Source organism: Acetobacter persici, from assembly GCF_018256955.1.
Taxonomy (GTDB): Bacteria; Pseudomonadota; Alphaproteobacteria; order Acetobacterales; family Acetobacteraceae; genus Acetobacter; species Acetobacter persici.
Window position 1 is genome coordinate 204402 of sequence record NZ_JAERKU010000003.1, and the last position, 19009, is coordinate 223410.

General features: G+C 57.5%; 20 protein-coding genes and 1 riboswitch. Of the genes, 11 read left to right on the plus strand and 9 right to left on the minus strand.

The window, feature by feature from the left end:
- Positions 1-2: 2 nt before the first annotated feature.
- The 5 genes from tmk to JK199_RS05365 are packed head-to-tail and all read left to right on the plus strand — an operon-like array spanning position 3 to position 4754.
- A complete protein-coding gene (gene tmk / locus JK199_RS05345; protein WP_212374325.1) occupies positions 3-641 on the plus strand; it encodes a dTMP kinase in 639 nt (212 codons plus the stop codon).
- 3 nt (positions 642-644) lie between these two features.
- Positions 645-1592: a DNA polymerase III subunit delta' gene (locus JK199_RS05350; protein WP_212374327.1), complete on the plus strand. Its 948-nt coding sequence runs from the start codon at positions 645-647 to the stop codon at positions 1590-1592.
- Complete coding sequence (metG, locus tag JK199_RS05355) at positions 1589-3130, plus strand: methionine--tRNA ligase (RefSeq protein WP_212374329.1); 1542 nt, start codon at positions 1589-1591, stop codon at positions 3128-3130. The genes JK199_RS05350 and metG overlap by 4 nt, the downstream gene beginning before the upstream one ends.
- 11 nt (positions 3131-3141) lie before the next feature.
- Positions 3142-3930 (plus strand): TatD family hydrolase, encoded by a 789-nt coding sequence (locus tag JK199_RS05360; RefSeq protein ID WP_212374331.1) that lies wholly within the window; start codon positions 3142-3144, stop codon positions 3928-3930.
- A 17-nt stretch (positions 3931-3947) separates the two neighbouring features.
- Positions 3948-4754, plus strand: coding sequence for an MBL fold metallo-hydrolase (locus JK199_RS05365; protein WP_212374333.1), 807 nt, complete (start codon positions 3948-3950; stop codon positions 4752-4754).
- Between the two features lie 124 nt (positions 4755-4878).
- On the opposite strand, the gene JK199_RS05370 is transcribed toward JK199_RS05365, so the two are convergent.
- Positions 4879-5757: a universal stress protein gene (locus tag JK199_RS05370; RefSeq protein ID WP_077929987.1), complete on the minus strand. Its 879-nt coding sequence runs from the start codon at positions 5755-5757 to the stop codon at positions 4879-4881.
- A gap of 63 nt (positions 5758-5820) precedes the next feature.
- Positions 5821-6456 (minus strand): pyridoxamine 5'-phosphate oxidase, encoded by a 636-nt coding sequence (gene pdxH / locus JK199_RS05375; protein WP_077929986.1) that lies wholly within the window; start codon positions 6454-6456, stop codon positions 5821-5823.
- 168 nt (positions 6457-6624) lie between these two features.
- On the opposite strand from pdxH, the gene fabI reads away from it, so the two are divergent.
- Together fabI and aroC are read left to right on the plus strand one after the other, a co-directional pair.
- A complete protein-coding gene (fabI, locus tag JK199_RS05380) occupies positions 6625-7464 on the plus strand; it encodes an enoyl-ACP reductase FabI (RefSeq protein WP_025825172.1) in 840 nt (279 codons plus the stop codon).
- Positions 7465-7473: 9 nt separating this feature from the next.
- A complete protein-coding gene (gene aroC, locus JK199_RS05385) occupies positions 7474-8544 on the plus strand; it encodes a chorismate synthase (RefSeq protein WP_212374335.1) in 1071 nt (356 codons plus the stop codon).
- Between the two features lie 3 nt (positions 8545-8547).
- On the opposite strand, the gene JK199_RS05390 is transcribed toward aroC, so the two are convergent.
- Positions 8548-8979, minus strand: a complete 432-nt coding sequence (locus JK199_RS05390) for an OsmC family protein (RefSeq protein WP_212353527.1) — start codon at positions 8977-8979, stop codon at positions 8548-8550.
- Positions 8980-9235: 256 nt separating this feature from the next.
- On the opposite strand from JK199_RS05390, the gene JK199_RS05395 reads away from it, so the two are divergent.
- On the plus strand, positions 9236-10738 hold the full coding sequence (locus JK199_RS05395) for a malate:quinone oxidoreductase (RefSeq protein WP_077931605.1): 1503 nt from the start codon (positions 9236-9238) through the stop codon (positions 10736-10738).
- 92 nt (positions 10739-10830) lie between these two features.
- Here the strand turns inward: JK199_RS05395 and JK199_RS05400 are convergent, their stop codons facing one another.
- The 6 genes from JK199_RS05400 to JK199_RS05425 form a co-directional block, all read right to left on the minus strand.
- Positions 10831-11355, minus strand: coding sequence for a 6-pyruvoyl trahydropterin synthase family protein (locus tag JK199_RS05400; RefSeq protein ID WP_212374337.1), 525 nt, complete (start codon positions 11353-11355; stop codon positions 10831-10833).
- Positions 11348-12076, minus strand: a complete 729-nt coding sequence (gene queC, locus JK199_RS05405; RefSeq protein ID WP_212374339.1) for a 7-cyano-7-deazaguanine synthase QueC — start codon at positions 12074-12076, stop codon at positions 11348-11350. Before queC ends, JK199_RS05400 begins: the two co-directional genes overlap by 8 nt.
- Positions 12077-12079: 3 nt before the next feature.
- Complete coding sequence (queE, locus tag JK199_RS05410) at positions 12080-12724, minus strand: 7-carboxy-7-deazaguanine synthase (protein ID WP_212374341.1); 645 nt, start codon at positions 12722-12724, stop codon at positions 12080-12082.
- A gap of 45 nt (positions 12725-12769) precedes the next feature.
- Complete coding sequence (gene bioB, locus JK199_RS05415) at positions 12770-13771, minus strand: biotin synthase BioB (RefSeq protein WP_212374343.1); 1002 nt, start codon at positions 13769-13771, stop codon at positions 12770-12772.
- 132 nt (positions 13772-13903) lie between these two features.
- Positions 13904-14944, minus strand: coding sequence for a threonine aldolase family protein (locus JK199_RS05420; protein WP_212374345.1), 1041 nt, complete (start codon positions 14942-14944; stop codon positions 13904-13906).
- A gap of 54 nt (positions 14945-14998) precedes the next feature.
- A riboswitch (SAM-I-IV-variant riboswitch) is annotated at positions 14999-15114 on the minus strand.
- A gap of 91 nt (positions 15115-15205) precedes the next feature.
- Positions 15206-15979 (minus strand): SDR family oxidoreductase, encoded by a 774-nt coding sequence (locus tag JK199_RS05425; protein ID WP_212374347.1) that lies wholly within the window; start codon positions 15977-15979, stop codon positions 15206-15208.
- Between the two features lie 146 nt (positions 15980-16125).
- On the opposite strand from JK199_RS05425, the gene JK199_RS05430 reads away from it, so the two are divergent.
- From JK199_RS05430 to JK199_RS05440, 3 genes are all read left to right on the plus strand, one after another.
- Positions 16126-17049 (plus strand): LysR family transcriptional regulator, encoded by a 924-nt coding sequence (locus JK199_RS05430; RefSeq protein ID WP_212374349.1) that lies wholly within the window; start codon positions 16126-16128, stop codon positions 17047-17049.
- A 96-nt stretch (positions 17050-17145) separates the two neighbouring features.
- On the plus strand, positions 17146-17427 hold the full coding sequence (locus JK199_RS05435; protein ID WP_077929978.1) for a putative hemolysin: 282 nt from the start codon (positions 17146-17148) through the stop codon (positions 17425-17427).
- A gap of 888 nt (positions 17428-18315) precedes the next feature.
- On the plus strand, positions 18316-19002 hold the full coding sequence (locus JK199_RS05440; protein ID WP_212374351.1) for a phosphoadenylyl-sulfate reductase: 687 nt from the start codon (positions 18316-18318) through the stop codon (positions 19000-19002).
- Positions 19003-19009 lie beyond the last annotated feature (7 nt).

The window sequence follows — 19009 nt, forward strand, 5'->3', positions numbered from 1 at the left end:
CCATGACAAAAGGTCTGTTTGTCACACTGGAAGGGAGCGAGGGGGTGGGGAAGTCTACCCAACTCCGGCTGCTTCAGTCCGCTCTTGCGTCTCTCGGGCATGATGTTCTGACGACGCGGGAGCCGGGTGGATCTCCGGGAGCGGAAGATTTGCGGCAGCTTCTGCTGTTTGGCAAAAATCCGCTTTCCCTTCGGGCCGAGATCCTGACGCATTTTGCTGCCCGTGCTGACCATCTGGACAACATGATTACGCCTGCACTGGCCAGAGGCCAGATTGTAGTGTGTGACCGGTTTACAGATTCGACCATGGCCTATCAGGGGTATGGGCGCGCGGAAGGAGACCCGGATGTGCTGGATCTGATTGCCCGCCTGCAAAATCAGTTGGGACAGGACCCGGACGTGACGTTTCTTCTGGAAGCGCCACGGAATGTCGCCCGCCTGCGGCTGGCAGCCCGCGGCGCGCCGGTGGACCGGTATGAACAGTCTGATGAGGCGTTTCATGCGCGGGTGTCCGCCGGGTTCCGTGAAATTGCCCGCCAGAATACAGGGCGCGTTCGCAGGTTGCACACCGAGGAACAGTCAGCAGAAGAGATTAATAGCCTGATTGTGAAGGATATTCTTTCTCACCTCGCGCGGGCCTGACCCGTGGAGGGTGACCCGCGTCAGGCTTCCCTGCATTTGCAAGGGCATGAGGCGCCTCTTCAGGCATTTCGTAAGATTTTTGAAGGCGGACGCCTTCCCCATGCCTGGCTGATCACCGGACCACCGGGTATCGGCAAGGCGACGTTTGCATTCCGTCTGGCCCGGATGATTCTGGGGGGAGAAGAGACGGAAAGTCCGGCCGGACGCCGGATTTCGGCGGCGACCCATGCTGACCTTCTGGTTGTCAGCCGCAGTTTTGATGAAAAAAAGCAGCGTTATCGCGGTGAGATTGTCGCGGACGAGGTGCGGCCCATCAATGCCTTTTTGCGCCGCACCGCAGCGGAAGGCGGCTGGCGCGTCGTGATTGTGGATGGCGCTGAGTGGCTTAACCGAAGTGCCGCCAACGCCCTCCTGAAAATTCTGGAAGAACCTCCTCCGGCAGCTGTTTTGCTGCTGACATGCTCCGCACCGGGGCGTCTGCTGCCAACCATCCGCAGCCGGTGCCGCAGGCTGGAACTGGAACCACTGGCTCCTACGGACATGATGGCTGTGCTCAGACGCATTCAGCCTGATGCGTCCGCCGAGGAAATCAGCCGGGTGCAGGCGGCGGCTCATGGTGCGCCGGGGCGTGCTGCGGCGTTTCTGGCGGATAAGAATGGTCAGATTGCCAGTCTGGTGGAAGAAACCCTGAACGGTGTTTCCGCCAGCCGGGGCTACGAAATTGCCGAGATTGTTCTCCGCAAGGATGATGGGTTTAACTTATTTTTCAGCCTATTATCTGACTTTCTTCAGGAGCGGGCCCGCTCGGCTGCCCGGCAGGGCCATGCCGCCTGTGTTGCTCTGGCAGACGCATGGGAAGCCATCATGCGTCTTCAGGGCGAGACGGAACGCTTCAATCTCGATAAACAGGAAACACTTCTCGAAGCCATGACTATTGCGAGTATTGCATGACCCGCCCTTTCTACGTCACCACCCCGATTTATTACGTGAACGGTGCGCCGCACATTGGCCACGCTTATACCTCCATTGCGGCGGACGTGCTGGCGCGGTTCCATCGTCTGGCCGGAGATGATGTGTTTTTTCTGACCGGCACAGATGAGCATGGTCAGAAAGTGGAGCAGGCCGCGCAGGCCGCCGGTGTTGCGCCGAAGGCCTTTGCGGACAAGGTGTCCGATGACTTCCGCAGCATGGCGGACGCCATGGCGATTTCCTACGATGATTTTATCCGCACAACGGAGCCGCGCCACATTAAAGGCGCACAGGCGCTGTGGCAGAAAGTGGCGGAAAATGACGCCATTTATCTCGGCGCGTATGAAGGCTGGTACGCACTGCGCGATGAATGTTTCTATGGTGAAGATGAACTGATTGAAGGGCCGGATGGCCAGAAGGTCGCGCCGACCGGCGCTCCGGTGGAATGGGTGAAGGAGCCGTCTTACTTCTTCCGCCTTTCCGCGTTTCAGGACCGACTGCTGGCACATTATGAGGCCAACCCGGACTTTCTTGGCCCACACGGCATGAAGCGCGAGATTATCAGCTTCGTGAAGCAGGGACTGCGGGACCTGTCCATCAGCCGCACCAGCTTTAACTGGGGTATCCCCGTGCCGGGGGATGAGGCGCATGTGATGTATGTCTGGTTTGATGCGTTGGCGAACTATCTCAGCGCGCTGGACTACCCGGATACAGCAGCGCCGCGTGCGCGCTTCTGGCCCGCCAGCCAGCATCTGGTGGGTAAAGATATTGCGCGCTTCCACGCCATTTACTGGCCCGCGTTCCTGATGGCTGCCGGGATTGAGCTGCCTAAAAAGATTTTTGCAAACGGCTGGTGGACTGTTGAAGGCCAGAAGATGAGCAAGTCTCTGGGCAATGTGGTGGACCCGCGTGATCTTGTGCAGGAGTTCGGTCTGGACACCGTGCGCTTCTTCCTGCTGCGGGAAGTTCCGTTTGGCGGGGATAGCGATCTGTCTCGCAAGTCTCTGATTATGCGGAATAATGTTGAGCTGGCGAACGATCTGGGTAATCTGGCGCAACGCACCCTGTCTCTGGTGGCCCGCAATTGTGGTGGTGTGCTGCCAGAACGGCGCACGCTGACGGAAGAAGATACGCAGATTCTTAACCATGTGGCGGTGTTGCCTGAACTGATGGCCAGCCAGCTTGACCGGTGTGCGCTGACCGACGCGCTGGAAGACGTGTGGAAAGTGATCCGCGCCTGTAATGCCTATATCGACCATCAGGCTCCCTGGGCGCTCAAAAAGACTGACCCGGAACGGATGAACGATGTGCTGCGTGTTCTGGTCGATGCCCTGCGGGGTATTGCCACCATGCTCCAGCCCTACATGCCACAGAGCATGGACCGGATGCTGACCCAGCTTGGGGTGACGGAAGAGGAGCGTATGTTTGCTGCTCTGGAAACACCGCTTCCGGGAGGCCGCGTGCTCCCCGCGCCGCAGGGAATTTTCCCGCGCTATGTTGAAGCCGCTGATCCGGCGTGAATGAGACGAGTATGACTGGACTGATCGATTCCCACTGTCATCTGGACCACTTTGCGGACGAAGAACTGCCCGGATTGCTGGCGGCGGCCCGAGAGGCCGGCGTCAGCGGGATGGTGACGATCGGGACGCGGCTGGCTCGTGCGGATGAACAGAAGCGTCTGACGGGCTTCAGCACGCCGGACGTGAAAATCTGGTGCACGGTTGGCACGCATCCTGACCATGTTGAAGAAGGCCCGGTGCCCTCAGTGGAAGAGATTGTCGCGATTGCGGATGCCCCAAACGTGGTGGGTATTGGTGAAAGCGGTCTGGATTATTTTCACGGGGCGGAAGAGGTCAGGCCGCTCCAGCATGAGAGTTTTCGCAACCATATTGGTGCAGCCCGCGCTCTGAATATTCCCATTATTATCCACGCCCGGCAGGCGGATGAGGATGTGGCGCAGATTTTGCGGGAGGAGACAGAAAAGGGGACATTCCCCATTTTGCTGCACTGTTTTGCGTCCAGTGTTGATCTGGCCCGCTGTGTGGTGGATCTCGGCGGGTCTGTCAGTTTCTCCGGTATTGCGACATTCCCTAAATGTGGCGAGTTCCGTGATGTCGCGCGGGATCTGCCCGCTGACCGTATTTTGGTTGAAACCGATTCCCCGTTTCTGGCTCCGGTGCCGCGCCGAGGAAAGAGGAACCAGCCCGCTTATGTGGCCTATACGGCCGCCTGTCTTGCGCAGGAGCGTGGGCAGGATCTCGCCGCGTTTACGCAAATGACGACCGATAATTTTTTCCGGCTCTTCCGCAAGGCGGCCTGAAGAGGGAAGGCGACCGCATGAAGATTACAATTCTGGGGTGTGGCGGGTCTGCTGGTGTGCCAATGCTGGGCGGGGAAGATGGCCGCGGTATCTGGGGGCAGTGCGACCCGAACGAGCCCCGGAATATCCGCAGCCGTGCGTCAGTTTTTATCCGAATGGACGATGGAGAAGGGATTCTGGTCGATACTGGGCCTGATATCCGTGCCCAGCTTCTGGCGAACGGAATCAGCGCCTTCAGATCCATATTCTTCACGCACGCCCATGCGGACCATATTGCTGGTCTGGATGAAGTGCGGGGCATTAACCGCACAATCGGGCAGCCCATTACGGCCTACGCCACGCCTTCCGTGCTGGAAGAAGTCCAGACGCGTTTTAACTACGTTTTTCAGCCATGGACCACCGCGCCTCATTTTTTCAGGGCAGTAGTTGAGGCGCAGCCAGTGCCGTTACACGGCGACGTGGTGATGAGTGGGTATAAAATTTCCCTGTTTGAGCAGAATCACGGGCGCATCCCTTCCGGCGGCCTGCGGTGCGGGGATTTTGCTTACAGCACTGATACTGTGGAACTGCCGGAAGCATCGTTTGATGTGCTGGCTGGGGTCGATACCTGGATCGTGGATTGCTTCCAGAAAGAACCCCATAGCGCCCATGCCTGGCTGGAGAGGGTGCTGGAATGGAAGGAGCGCGTTCAGCCACGCCGCCTCATTCTGACGCATCTGGGGCCGGACATGGACTGGGCGTGGATGCGGAACACTCTGCCAGCAGGCGTGGAAGCTGCTTACGACGGACTAAGCTTTACCCTGCCTGACCCTGAAAAAGCGTGACGCCAGCACTGGGCCGTCGTCCTTCCAGATAAGCCGTATCATTGGGCCATGTAAAACCCCGGAATGCATGAGCACGCCGGGGTTTCTTTTTGTCTGAAAGTCTAAAGGATCAGACAGCCGGGCTTTAACGGCTCATCAGCACCGTTAGGTCTGCGTGCTCCAGAATATAGCGGGTGACCCCACCCAGAATGAGCTGCCGCAGGCGGGAGTGGGAATAAGCGCCCATGGCCAGCATATCGGCATTGAAGTCATGGCAGGCGGCGAGGAGCCCTTTGCCAACATCACGGTCTACCGGCGGAAATTCTACAGAGTCGGCTTTGATCCCGTGGAAGGACAGATAGTCGATCACATCCCGCGCCTTGGGGCCACGGCGCTGATAGTCCCCGCAATGCAGAACGCGCACGGCTTCTGCCGTGTGGGCCCATGCCAGAGCGCCACGCAGGGCGGAGGACGATTCTGCCGTGCCGTTCCACCCGATACAGACACGCTTGATCATGCCTTTGGGCGGCGTACGCGGGGCGATTACGACAGGGCGACCGCTATCAAAAAGAACCGCATGCAGTGTTTCGGAAGAGGAAACCTCAGCGCCTGAATCCGGGTGAGGGACCAGAGTGAAATCCGAAAGGCGGGCGTGTGAGGGGACAATCTCACTTTCCGCGCCGTTCAGAATATTGAAGCTGATGCTCGGCTTATCCCATGGGAAGACGGAATGAGGTGAGATCACCTCAATATCCGGGTGTGCGGCAACGAAGCGTTCAAACAGTGCACGGACCTCATGCGCATGGCGGGAGCTTTCATGCTCCGCCGTGCGCATGAGATCTTCCACCATGGCACCGGACAAGCCTTCGCCTGCCAGCGGAGCAATGTCCCGTCCGTCCGGGCGGACATGCAGCACAGCCAGATGCGCGCCAAAACGGCGGGCGAAATTATAACCACGGATCAGCGCAGCTTCCCCATTGGAGGTGCTGACCATAGGAAGCAGGATTTTACGGACGTCTTTCATTGTTTTTGTTCTCCGTCTCTACAGGAATCGGACAGGCGGTGCGGATGATCTGTTCCGTAAGAGTTATGGATATAAACGCGTGACATTCCAGTGGTTTCCCTCACGCGTCCATGTCGCACGATCATGCAGGCGGTAGGGTCTTTCCTGCCAGAACTCAAAACAGGATGGCTCAACCCGGTAGCCAGACCAGTTGGCGGGACGCGGGATCAGATCTTGCCCTTCATACCGGGCTTCCACATCCTTCAGGCGCTGCTCAAAAATGGCGCGGTCTGCCAGCGGTCGGGACTGGTCGGATGCCACGGCCCCCATGCGGGAAATCCGGCTCCGACTCGCAAAATACGCATCGGCTTCTTCCGGCGTAACGGGCGTGACAGTTCCTTCAATGCGGATCTGCCGGCGCAGGCTCTTCCAGTGGAACAGCAGGGCAACATGCTGGTTTTCTGCCAGTTCATGCCCCTTGCGGCTGTCCTGATTGGTGTAGAAAACAAACCCTCGTCGATCCATGCCCTTCAGCAGCACAATACGGGCCGAGGGGTGGCCGTCCGGGGTGCTTGTTGCAACCACCATGGCGTTGGGGTCTGAGGGCTCGGTTTTTTCGGCCTCCTGCATCCATGCGGAAAACAGGGTGAACGGATCGGCCGCAAGGTCAATCAGTGCGGGCGTTGAAGCCGGGGGCGGGGAGATGGTGGAGTCAGTCATACCCTGTTTCTTTCAGCATCAAAAAAACCTGCTCTTCACGCTTTGTATCGAAAGGCATGAATGGTTTGAAGCGTTAGCAGGCGCTTAGCTCTTGTTTAGCAGGCTGTGGTATGCGACCAACCGCTACAAGTTTTAGAGTACAGTCAACAGACAGGTCGAGGTCACAGCATGTCTTCTCACAACACCACATTGCCCGCCCAGGGCACATTGATGCAGGGCAAAAAAGGTCTGGTAATGGGTGTTGCCAATGATCGCTCCATTGCATGGGGGATTGCGCAGGCTGTAGCCGCACAGGGTGGCGAGATGGCTTTCACCTATCAGGGTGAAGCCCTTGGCAAACGCGTCAAGCCGCTGGCTGAAAGCATCGGGGCCTCTCTGGTTCTGCCCTGTGATGTGACGGATGAGGCGGCTCTGGATGAACTGTTCGCCACACTGGAGCGTGAATGGGGCAAGCTGGACTTTGTGGTGCATGCCATTGGCTGGGCCGATAAGCAGTTTTTGCGTGGCCGGTATGTTGATACCCCGCGTGAGGCCTTTCTGACGGCTCTGGATATTTCCTGCTATTCCTTTACCGCCGTTGCGCAGCGCGCGTCAGCCCTGATGAAGGACGGTGGCTCTCTGCTGACGCTGAGCTATCTGGGCGCTGAGCGCGTCATGCCGCATTACAACGTAATGGGTGTTGCCAAAGCCGCGCTGGAAGCGTCTGTCCGTTACATGGCGGCTGATCTGGGACGTGACGGGATCCGCGTAAACGGTATTTCCGCAGGTCCCATCAAGACGCTGGCTGCCAGCGGGATTGGTGACTTTCGTTATATTCTGAAATGGAACCAGTATAACGCCCCGCTGGAGCGTAATGTGGGTCTGGAAGAAGTTGGCGGGGCAGGGCTGTATATGCTGTCTGACCTTTCTTCCGGCGTGACGGGTGAAATTCATCACGTCGACTGCGGCTATAATATTGTGGGCATGAAAAACCCCACGGCTCCGGATATCTCCGTATCAGGCGACTGAGGATTTAGCGTGTCCTACAACAGCTTTGGCCATCTTTTCCGCGTCACCACATGGGGTGAGAGTCATGGACCGGCCATTGGCTGTGTCGTGGATGGCTGCCCGCCCCGCCTGCCTCTGACAGAAGCGGATATTCAGCCGTTTCTGGACCAGCGGCGTCCCGGGCAGTCGGCCTTTACCACCCAGCGCAAGGAGCCGGATGCCGTGCGCATCCTCTCTGGCGTGTTTGAAGGCCAGACAACAGGCACCCCCATTTCTCTGCTGATAGAAAATACCGATCAGCGGTCGCGTGATTATGGGGACATTGCCCAGACCTATCGCCCCGGCCATGCAGATCTGACCTATGATCTGAAATACGGCATCCGCGACTATCGCGGAGGGGGGCGTTCTTCCGCGCGTGAAACGGCGTGCCGGGTGGCTGCCGGAGCCGTGGCCCGGAAGGTTCTGGGGCCGGATGTGCGTATCCGCGGCGCGCTGGTTCAGCTTGGGCCGCACAAAATTGACCGCTCCCGCTGGGACTGGGACGAAGTAACGCGCAACCCGTTCTTCTGCCCGGATGCGGCCTGTGTGCCGGAGTGGGAAGAGTATCTGGCGGGTATCCGGAAAGCCGGACTGTCCATCGGGGCCGTAATTGAAGTTGTGGCGGAGGGCGTTCCCCCCGGTCTGGGCGCGCCTGTCTATGGCAAGCTGGATTCAGATCTGGCGGCCGCGCTGATGAGTATTAACGCCGTCAAGGGCGTGGAAATTGGTGACGGGTTTGCCTCTGCCGCCCTGACCGGGCTTGAAAATGCAGATGCATTGTCCATGCAGGATGGGCAGATAGCGTTTGGCGCGAACCATGCTGGCGGTATTCTGGGTGGCATTTCCAGTGGTCAGCCAGTTGTGGCGCGGTTTGCGGTCAAGCCAACCAGCTCCATGCTGGCCCCTGTGCCGTCTGTTACGCGGGATGGTCAGAATAAAGACGTGATCACCAAAGGGCGGCATGACCCCTGTGTCGGGATTCGTGCTGTGCCGGTTGGAGAAGCCATGATGGCCTGCGTGCTGGCAGACCATCTTTTGCGGCATCGTGGGCAGGTTGGCTGATTTTTAGCCAGCCAGCGTGGCGTCCAGCGTAATGGTCGCCTTGAACAGTTTGGAGACCGGGCAGCCCGTTTTGGCCTTGTTGGCCAGAGCCTGAAACTGCTCGTCTGTCGCGCCCGGCACGTCTGCTTTAAGGGTGAGGGCGACGGCATCAATCTCAAACCCGTCAGCTGCTTTGGTCAGGCTGACAACGGCCTTGGTGTCGATGGATTTTGCCGTCAGCCCGGCTTCTCCCAGAATCAGGGAAAGCGCCATGGAAAAACAGGCTGCGTGTGCCGCACCGAGAAGCTCTTCGGGGTTCGTGCCGGGCTTATCTTCAAAACGCGTATTAAAACCATAAGGCTGGCTTTTCAGGGCATTGCTTTCTGTAGAAACGGTGCCATGCCCTTCCTTAATGGAACCTTCCCAGTGGGCGGAACCGGATTTTTTAATCGCCATAGCGTGTCATCCTTTTTGTTTTCACCGTAAGCCTGCCCCATCAAACGCGCATCTGGCTGCTAGGTTCATGCAATGCTGCTCCGCTCTCGCAGAGATGAGAACTGCTGCGGGCAGAAAATGTGGCATAGGATAAGCGTATAACCATACCGGGTTACTTTAAGCCTGCTCTTGCGCCGGAGCAGGAACCACGGCAAGCGGGAAGACTGTGCCTGTCTCCAGCTTCCATGGGAAGAAACGGGCTTATAATGCGGAGACCATGATGAGTTCCACCACGACCGATCCTTCCTCATCCGTTGATGTCGTCCTGATTGGTGGAGGCGTGATGAGCGCCACACTTGGGGTGTTTCTCCGGCAGTTACAGCCGGACTGGCGTATCAGCATTTTCGAGCGCCTGGACAACGTGGCGGAAGAAAGCTCGGATGCGTGGAATAATGCAGGCACCGGCCACTCCGCCCTGTGCGAACTGAATTATACGCCCCAGAAAGCTGATGGCAGCGTGGATATCAGCAAAGCTGTGGCGGTAAATGAGGCCTTCCAGATTTCCCGCCAGTTCTGGTCCCATCTGGTTGAGAGCAAAGTGATTGCCTCGCCGCGTGATTTTATTACGCCTGTCCCGCATATGAGTTTTGTGTGGGGAGAAGCGAATGTCGCCTTCCTGCGGAAACGGCATGAGGCGCTGAACGCCCATCCGCTTTTTGCAGGTATGGAATATTCTGAAGATCCGGCCCAGATGGCGCAGTGGATGCCGCTTGTCATGCAGGCGCGCCCGCCGGGGCAGCCGCTGGCCGTAACACGCAGCCTGAACGGCACGGATGTGAATTATGGCGCTCTGACGCGCCTGCTGTTCAGCTATCTGACGGAAACAGCCGGATGCACCCTGCATACGCAGCATGATGTGCTGAACATTAAACGCGGCCCGGATGGGCGGTGGCAGGTGCTGGTGCAGGATTTGCGCCTGAACACGCAGCGCACCGTAAGCGCCCGCTTTGTGTTTATCGGGGCCGGTGGGGGCGCGCTTTCTCTCCTCCAGAAAACGGGCATCCCGGAAGCAAAAGGGGTCGGCGGGTTTCCCGTCAGCGGGCAGTTCCTGCGCTGCACCAATCCGGAGATTGTGGCGCAGCACCATGCAAAAGTTTATGGCAAGGCTTCCGTCGGTGCGCCCCCCATGTCCGTGCCGCATCTGGATACCCGCATGATTGACGGCAAGCCAGCGCTGCTGTTTGGGCCGTATGCAGGGTTTTCCACTCGTTTCCTCAAATATGGCTCTCTGATGGATCTGCCCCGTTCCATCCGTCCTGATAATATCAAAGCCATTCTGTCAGTCGCGCGGGATAACTGGCCGCTGACCAAATATCTGATCCAGCAGGTTATGCAGTCCAGCAGTGAACGAATGAGCGCCCTGCGGGATTTTGTTCCCACCGCGCGTTCCAAGGACTGGGAACTGGTTGTGGCCGGACAGCGCGTACAGATTATTAAGGAAGACGCGGAAAAAGGTGGCGTTCTCCAGTTCGGGACGGAAGTTATTTCCAGCGCGGATGGGTCTGTTGCCGCACTGCTGGGGGCGTCTCCGGGGGCATCGACTGCCGCGCCGATCATGCTGACAGTGCTGAAGAAATGTTTTGCGGAGAAACTGCCGGAGTGGGATGCCAAGCTGAAAGCCATGATTCCGTCCTACGGGCAGACGCTGGCGAATAATCCTGACCTCTGTGCCGAACTGCGGGACAAAACCACCAAGGTTCTGCAACTGGAAGAAGTCTGAACGCTCGCGCGTCTTACTGCCTGCCCCGATCAAAGAGGGGCGGGCAGTAAAGCGGCGGTAGAAAAGCTCCATACAGACAGAGCAAACGGTTTTTAATCAGAAATCGACATATCCGCACGGTTCCACCAGCAGGATTCAGGTGAACGGCTGGCCGGGATCATCTCTTCCGGATTACCGCTGAAGCTGACTGTGTTGGTGGGTGTTTCCTGCAAGGAAACTTCTGTGCAGCGGAGAACATCTCCATCCGCCTTCAGGAAAGCGTTGAGTTTGGCCATCATCAGGCAGACCATCAGTTCTGTTGTCGGGTCACCGGGGGTGATGACAATACGCTGCGCCCGTGCGGGCTCGTTTGCCTGAAACCACGCCAGAAGCGGGTCGTCTTCCGCCAGTTGCAGGGCGTGATCCAGCTTTTCATCAACAAAACGATGCCAGGTGCTTTTAGCCCGCTGAAAAGAGACCGGCATATTCCCCCTGCCGTCCAGCCGGGCAGGACGCGTGGGCGTGAGGCGTACGGTGACGAACTCATTATGCCCGTGGGGCAGGGCGCAGGATTCGCTGGCACCGTGGATCAGTCGGTGGCCCATGGAAAAGCGACGGGTAAAAACCAGATCAGGCATGGGTTTTGCTCGCGATATACTCGTCCCACCCTGCACGGCGCAGATCACAGGCCGGGCATTGCCCGCAGCCATGCCCCCACGGATGCAGGCTTTCCCGGTCTCCCAGATAGCAGGTGTGGCTTTCCTGATTGATCAGGGAAACAAGCGCTGCTCCGCCCAGTTCTTCGGCCAGTGCCCACGTTTCCGCTTTATCAATCCACATGAGCGGAGTGTGCAGCACGTAACGTGAGTCCATGCCGAGGTTGAGAGCCACCTGCACAGCCTTGATGGTATCGTCCCGGCAGTCAGGATAGCCGGAATAATCCGTCTCACACACCCCGGTCACAATATGGCGGATGCCACGGCGCGCGGCGAGGGCGGCGGCAAAAGTCAGAAAAATGATGTTGCGGCCCGGTACGAAGGTATTCGGGAGCCCATCTTTTTCCATGGCAATTTCAGCATTGCGGGTCAGGGCTGTTTCAGAAATATCGCCCAGAGCCCCAAGTGCGAGCGTATGGTCCATGCCCAGCCGCTCTTTCCAGAGCGGGTTTTGCGCCCGCAGGCCTTCCCGCAACGTCTCGCGGCATTCCAGTTCCACAGCATGCCGCTGCCCGTAATCAAAGCCCAGCGTTTCCACCCGGCCAAACCGGGCAAGAGCCCATGCCAGACAGGTGGCGGAATCCTGACCGCCGGAGAACAGGACCAGAGCAGCTTCATCAGCGGCGCGTAAGGGAGTAGACATGGGTCAGGGGATACCGGTCAGCTTGTGGGTCTGTAAAGAAAGGCCCCATTTAGGGTGGGCCAGACAGTAGCGGATGGCGGCCTGCGTGTTTTCCTGCTGGTTGGGGCCGTCCATAGGTTGCAGCCAGAAATATTGAAAATCGAGCTCTTCCAGCGTGGCCGGGTCCAGCCCAATCTGCGGATAGACCAGCTTGAGTTCAGTCCCGCTTTTTTGTTCCAGCGGTGCGCCCGCTTTGGGGCTGATGCACAGCCAGTCCAGGCCCTCCGGAGCGGTCAGTGTCCCGTTGCTTTCCACGGCGATGGAGAAATTGCGGGCATGCATGGCTTTGATCAGGGGCGCATCAAGCTGGAGCAGGGGCTCACCGCCAGTAAAAACCACCAGTCCCGGCACGGTCATGGCTTGGCCGCTCTCGGGCCAGAATCTGGCGATTGTCTCAGCAAGTTTTTCAGCCGTTTCAAACTTGCCGCCGCCCTCTCCATCCGTACCGATAAAATCAGTATCACAGAACTGGCAGATGGCTTCAGCGCGGTCGGCTTCCCGGCCAGACCACAGGTTGCATCCCGCAAAACGACAGAACACGGCCGGTCGCCCGGCCTGTCCGCCCTCACCCTGTAAGGTGAGGAACATTTCCTTGACCATATAAGACATGCGGCAACTCCTGACGCAGGTCAGGCAAGGAATGCAAGAAACATTTTAAACGGAAATGCCCGTCGTGTGCATACCCAGCTTGTCCAGAAGCGTGCGATCCCGCGAAGCCTGAGGGTTGGGCGTGGTCAGCAGGCGTTCGCCATAGAAAATGGAATTGGCACCAGCAAGGAAGCACAGGGTCTGTGTTTCATCACTCATATCCTCACGGCCCGCAGCCAGACGCACCCGGCTTTTGGGCATGGTGATGCGTGCTGCGGCAATCATGCGGACAAAATCCAGTGGGTCAACGGCCTCAGACTCGCCCAGCGGAGTACCTTTAACGCGGACCAGCAGGTTGATCGGAACGCTTTCCGGGTGCGCGGGCAGGGAGGCGAGGGCGGCAATCAGCCCTGCGCGGTCTGTCTCGTTTTCACCCATGCCGACAATGCCACCGCAGCAGACATTGATGCCCGCATCCCGCACGTTGGACAGCGTATCCAGCCGGTCCTGATAGGTGCGGGTGGTGATGATATCGCCATAATATTCCGGAGAGGTATCCAGATTATGGTTGTAGTAGTCCAGCCCGGCGTCCCGCAGTCTGCCAGCCTGTCCGGCATCAAGCATCCCCAGCGTCACGCAGGTTTCCAGCCCCAGCCCCTTTACGCCCTCAATCATGGCGCAGACGGTTTCCAGATCATGATCCTTGGGGGAGCGCCAGGCGGCCCCCATGCAGAAGCGGCTGGCTCCGGCGTCTTTCGCCTTGCGGGCTTCCATCAGCACAGCATCCACGGCCATCAGGCGTTCGGCCTTCACACTTTTTTCGTGCAGGGCGCTTTGCGGGCAATAGGCGCAGTCTTCGGGGCAGCCGCCTGTCTTGATGGAAAGCAGGGTGGAAATCTGCATTTCCGTAGGGTCAAAATGCGCCCGGTGCGTGGCCTGAGCGCGGAACATCAGCTCCGGAAACGGAAGGTCCAGCAGAGCCTGAATTTCCGGCACCGTCCAGTCATGACGGATTTCGGGCAGGGAGGCTGAGGAGGAACGCGTTACAGGAGAAGAACCGTCAGGCATGCGTTAGGAACCAGATTTTAAGTGAAAAGTGGACTGAACATATCCGGTTTGCGGCGGCAAGGCCAGCCTTGCGAAGGGCAGGGACTGGCCGATTGAAATTTCATTTCGGGTCATAACAAAAAGGACTGACCGTTAAAGCGCTGCGTGCAGACTTTTAATATCAGCCGCCAGCGCATCGACCTGCGTAAGGTCCGCATCCCATGCAAACATGAACCGTGCGCCCCCTCCGATAAATGTATAAAAGCGCCAGCCTTTGTCCCGCAGGCCGTCCAGTAAGGATGCCGGGGCCTTCAGAAAGACGGCGTTGGCTTCTGCCGGAAACATCAGGTCCAGCCCTTCAAGAGGTTTAATCTGTCTGGCAAGATGCGCTGCTGCGGCATTGGCGGCCTGACCGTTGCGCAGCCATGCACCGCTTTCCAGTATGCCGACCCACGGTGCGGCCAGAAAGCGCATTTTGGAAGCCAGTTGTCCGGCCTGTTTACAGCGGTAGTCAAAGCCATCCGCCAGTGCGCGGTCAAAAAAGAGAATTGCTTCCCCAACGGCCATGCCGTTTTTGGTGCCGCCAAAACACAGTACGTCCACGCCGGATTGCCATGTCATTTCAGCAGGGGAGCAGCCGAGAGCCGCACAGGCATTGGCAAAACGGGCGCCATCCATGTGCAGGCGCAGGCCCAGATCCCGGCAGACGGCTGAAATGGCCTGAATTTCCGCCAGTGTATAAACCTGCCCGGTTTCCGTGGGCTGGGTAATGGTGACTGCACGCGGTTTGGGGAAGTGAATATCCGTCCGGCCCGTTGCCAGCGTGCGGATAGCCTCCGGCGTCAGCTTGCCGCCCTGTGTGGGGGCTGTCAGCAGCTTGGAGCCGTTGGAGAAAAACTCCGGCGCGCCACATTCATCCGTCTCAACATGCGCGAGAGCAGAGCAGATCACACTGTTATAGGACTGGCAGAGAGAGGCCAGAGCCAGCGCATTGGCTGCCGTGCCGTTAAAGGCAAAAAAAACGTCACAGTCTTTTTCAAACAGGGTGCGGAAGGCGTCGGCGGCTCTGGTGGTCCAGAGGTCTTCACCATAGGCGGGCACATAGCCCTGATTGGCGTCCTGCATGGCAGCAAGTGCTTCCGGGCAGATTCCGGCATAGTTATCGCTGGCAAACTGTTGGGTAATCTGTGTCATGTTTGATCTCTTCAAAACGGTTGAGATCAAAAGACAAAGCGACGACGCGCGTGGCATGGGTCCGTTATTGCCGGTCTTCTGGCCACATCCCTTCCTGCAAAACAGGGAAGGCACCACCTTGCACGGATGCAGGTTGGTGTCAGGCGTCGGCCTGACTCTTGATGCTTCTGACGCTACTCATAAATAGTCGATAAAAAAACGCAACAGTTTGTTGGGTATGGAAGGAAAGGGCCACGGAGGCTCCTTTCCTGAAAGTCCACGTTATTTTGTGGTGTAGCCACCATTGATCAGAATGGTCTGGCCCGTCATCCACCAGCCTTCCGAGACCAGAAAACGGACGAAGGGTGCAATATCCTCAATGTCTGTCAGGCCTGTTTTGCTAAAGGCGGACAGGGCTGCTGCGGATTTATGATAGGCCACGGCCTCAGGTTCTTCCTGACCGTAGAAAAACGGTGTGTCCATCGGACCCGGACCAATAGCGTTGACTGAAATCCCGCGGGCACCAAACTCCTTGGAGGCCGCGCGTGTAAAATGTTCAACCGGTGCTTTGGCGCCTGCATACGTGGAATAGAACGGCGTGTAGGCACCGAGAAGGGATGTCACGAGCGTTACGATTTTGCCGTTATCATTCAGATGCAGCCCGGCTTCCTTAATGAAGAAATAGGCGGCTTTGGAATTGATGGCGAACATCTCATCAAATTCAGCTTCTGACGTCTCGGCAATTGGTTTTTTCAGCACTTTACCGACGGTATTGATGGCGATGTCAGGTTTGCCGATGGCGGCAATGGTGTCCGCAAACAGTTTGCTGTTGGCAGCGGCGGTTGTCAGGTCGGCCTGCAGGGCAACAGCCTGCACGCCGGCGGCTTTGAGGTCTGCCAGAGTTTTTTCCGCATCGGGGGCGCTGGCGTCACTGTTGTAATGAATGGCCACAGCCTTTACGCCGTGGGCTGCCAAATCGCGGGCAATCAGACCACCCAGATTTTTGGCGCCCCCCGTGATCAGAACAGTTTTTCCTTTAAGCGTATGGTCTGCCATATCCGGTTGTCCTTCCGTTGAAAGAACCGCAGGATGCGGACTTTCATGTAGCAAAAAGTATCATCTCGGTTTCCTTGATAAATTAGTATCTTTATACAACACTTGTCGTATAATACGAACAATAAGGCGTATCACCCGAGGGTTTCGTGGACCGGATTGATCTGTTTCGTATTTTTCTGCGTGTTGTGGACTCTGGCAGTTTTTCAAGGGCTGCGGACACGCTCAATATGCCCCGGTCTTCCGTTTCCACAGCGATTCAGGCGCTGGAAAGCCGGGTAGGGGCACGGCTGTTGTCCCGCACCACGCGTACAGTCACCACCACGGCAGACGGCCGGGCTTTTTATGATGTCTGCCTCCGACTGGTGTCTGACATTGAGGAAGCGGAGGGGCTGTTCCGGCGCGATAAAGCCGCTCCACGCGGTATCTTGCGGGTCGATATGCCGGGGCGTATCGGGCGGCTGATTGTGGCACCTGCCTTGCCAGACTTTCTGGAACGCTATCCTGAAATTGATATCGAACTGGGGGTGACTGACAGGCCTGTTAATCTGGTGGAAGATGGGATTGATTGCGTGCTGCGTATCGGCCCGTTGCAGGATTCCGGCCTGATTGGCAGGAAAGTCGGAGAACTGACTTTAATGAACGTCGCCAGTCCTTCTTACCTGGCGCGTTACGGTGTTCCGGCCACACCCCATGACCTGTCACAGCATCTGGCGGTGGGCTATGCCTCTGCGTTCAGCGGGCGGGTGGAAGAGTGGGAATGGATGGAGAACGGTCGGCTCTGCACGCAGGCAATGGCCGGACGGGTGACAGTAAACAGTGCTGAAGCCCTGATTGCCTGTTGTCTGGCCGGGCTGGGGCTGATTCAGGTCCCGGCCTATGACGTTCAGAAGCATCTTCAGGCGGGAGATCTGGTGGAGGTTCTGCCAGACTGGCAGGCGGAGCCTATGCCGATGACGCTGCTTTATCAGCATCGCAGGCATTTCTCTCATCGGTTACAGGTCTTTGCAGACTGGTTGTGCGCATTGCTGGAACCTTGCCTTCAGCAAACGAGGGAACGGAAGCCTGCATAAAAAATATCAGAAAGGCCAGTCTGTGCTGGCTCGGGGCGTGACAAATCCAGCTCCGTATTGAAGAATATCCCGCATAATCAAACAGGAGCCAGTCTTATGGCCTTTCAATTTTCCCGTCTGACTCAAGCCGCTCTGGCGGTCTGTACTATTGGCCTGCTGGCAGGCTGCGAGCACCAGACGCAGGACCAGAGCCGCAATAGCGTCCGTCCGCTTCGTATTCCTAATCCCGCAGCGCTCTACTGCACCAAAAAAGGTGGCACACTGAGCATGCAGCATGACGCCGCTAAAGGGCAGGTTGGCTATTGCCATCTGCCGGATGGCACGGTGATGGATGAATGGGATCTGTTCCGCCGGGATAATCCGCGCCCTGCAAAATAAGCACGAGAGCCGCTAGGGGGAGACCGCCGCGCGGTTCTGAATGGTCTGCTGTAAAAGCTGATAATGAAGAACAGGCGGCGGTTTCTGGTCGGGTGGAGCTTCAGATCTCGGGTTGAACAGAACTGACCAGAAGGCTTGTTTGCATGAAGGAGGAGTTTTTAGAGACTGGCACGGCGATATTTGAGGGTGGTGAAGGTTCTGATTAGAGGCACGGAGCCAGTGAGGTTTCAGCCGTGTGACTTGCAGATATAAAGATCGCATAAGATATATTATGCCAACTAAACAAGATTGGCGACTGAATTGGGAGGCTGTCCGGCTTTGGAAGCTGTGCGCTACGTGAACCGTGTTACTCCACTGGTTATGGCCTGTCTCTGACTACGCTTCATATGCTCATTTGAACGATATAAATGACATAATGATTTGTTTTGGAAAGATTTTTACAAGGCGAGCCTCAAATGCATCTCAGATGCTCCCAGAGGCCCGGAGAGTGCTTTCTGGCGTTTTTGGCGATGAATAGTCTGAGAGACGCCGCGGCCCTCTCTCCAACGCTGTGACGAAAATTTACGTCTGGCATTTTTTTTGTGTTTTTCCCGCGCCTTCTGGCCTGATTTGCCTCAGCTCGATGTGGCGCGCAGAAATTACCGGGCAATATTTAAGTTACAGCGTCGTTCCGCCGCATCTGATGGTCATTTCTGTTTCAAAAATGACAAATAACGCCGGGCTGAAAGACATACGTCTGCTTTCCGGCTACAAAGCCCATGTGTGTGTGTGGAATAGCTTCCCTGCAAAATACGAAATTCTTCTGTGGAGAATGGCCTTGAATGGTTATGGGTTTAGGTGCAATATCTGATAAATACTATTTCATGTAGTTGTTATTGGAATTCCAGAATGTCAGTCGGCCGGTCAGTTCTGGCACTGTTGCACTCTCAGGCTCAGGACCCTGTCAAACTTCTCAGAGCGGCATCTGCCCAGCTTGGCAACAAGGTGGGCGTTATGTCGTCTTTTGGTGCGGAATCTGCTCTCTTGCTGGCGTTCGTGGCGGAAGCTGATCCGGAGATGCCGGTGCTGTTTCTGCAAACCGGGAAACATTTCCCGGAAACGCTGGCGTACCGGGCTGAACTGGCACGCTTTCTTGGGTTGCGGAACGTGATTGATATCCATCCGGAGGCGCATGAGGTGCAGGAGCGTGATCCGACAGGAGAGTTATGGGCGTTTGATCCGGACGCGTGTTGCCGTCTGCGCAAAGTCGAGCCGCTGGATGCAGCAACTCTGCCCTATGAGGCTCTGGTGACCGGGCGCAAACGCTCTCAGGCTTCTACACGTGCGGCTTTGCCGGTTGTGGAGGAAAAGCCCGACGGCCAGCTTCGCCTGAACCCTCTGGCGCTGTGGCAGGCAGAAGACATTACGCGGGAAATGGCGCGCCGTGGCCTGCCCCCGCACCCGCTTGTGGCGGAAGGCTACCTCTCTATTGGCTGTGCCCCCTGCACACGCCCGGCGGGCCAGACTGCGGACCCGCGCGCCGGACGCTGGGCCGGGCTGGCCAAGACAGAATGCGGCATACACACGGCCTCCTGATGTTCAG

Bases quoted from the DNA above. Each gene is read 5' to 3' on its own strand.
- fabI (WP_025825172.1), top strand. From the start codon at position 6,625: ATGTCTTCTCACAACACCACATTGCCCGCCCAGGGCACATTGATGCAG.
- JK199_RS05395 (WP_077931605.1), top strand. From the start codon at position 9,236: ATGATGAGTTCCACCACGACCGATCCTTCCTCATCCGTTGATGTCGTC.
- JK199_RS05420 (WP_212374345.1), bottom strand. From the start codon at position 14,944: ATGACACAGATTACCCAACAGTTTGCCAGCGATAACTATGCCGGAATC.
- JK199_RS05440 (WP_212374351.1), top strand. From the start codon at position 18,316: ATGTCAGTCGGCCGGTCAGTTCTGGCACTGTTGCACTCTCAGGCTCAG.
- JK199_RS05435 (WP_077929978.1), top strand. From the start codon at position 17,146: ATGGCCTTTCAATTTTCCCGTCTGACTCAAGCCGCTCTGGCGGTCTGT.
- JK199_RS05365 (WP_212374333.1), top strand. From the start codon at position 3,948: ATGAAGATTACAATTCTGGGGTGTGGCGGGTCTGCTGGTGTGCCAATG.
- JK199_RS05370 (WP_077929987.1), bottom strand. From the start codon at position 5,757: ATGAAAGACGTCCGTAAAATCCTGCTTCCTATGGTCAGCACCTCCAAT.
- queE (WP_212374341.1), bottom strand. From the start codon at position 12,724: ATGTCTTATATGGTCAAGGAAATGTTCCTCACCTTACAGGGTGAGGGC.
- tmk (WP_212374325.1), top strand. From the start codon at position 3: ATGACAAAAGGTCTGTTTGTCACACTGGAAGGGAGCGAGGGGGTGGGG.
- pdxH (WP_077929986.1), bottom strand. From the start codon at position 6,456: ATGACTGACTCCACCATCTCCCCGCCCCCGGCTTCAACGCCCGCACTG.
- JK199_RS05400 (WP_212374337.1), bottom strand. From the start codon at position 11,355: ATGCCTGATCTGGTTTTTACCCGTCGCTTTTCCATGGGCCACCGACTG.
- JK199_RS05390 (WP_212353527.1), bottom strand. From the start codon at position 8,979: ATGGCGATTAAAAAATCCGGTTCCGCCCACTGGGAAGGTTCCATTAAG.
- JK199_RS05360 (WP_212374331.1), top strand. From the start codon at position 3,142: ATGACTGGACTGATCGATTCCCACTGTCATCTGGACCACTTTGCGGAC.
- metG (WP_212374329.1), top strand. From the start codon at position 1,589: ATGACCCGCCCTTTCTACGTCACCACCCCGATTTATTACGTGAACGGT.
- queC (WP_212374339.1), bottom strand. From the start codon at position 12,076: ATGTCTACTCCCTTACGCGCCGCTGATGAAGCTGCTCTGGTCCTGTTC.
- bioB (WP_212374343.1), bottom strand. From the start codon at position 13,771: ATGCCTGACGGTTCTTCTCCTGTAACGCGTTCCTCCTCAGCCTCCCTG.
- JK199_RS05425 (WP_212374347.1), bottom strand. From the start codon at position 15,979: ATGGCAGACCATACGCTTAAAGGAAAAACTGTTCTGATCACGGGGGGC.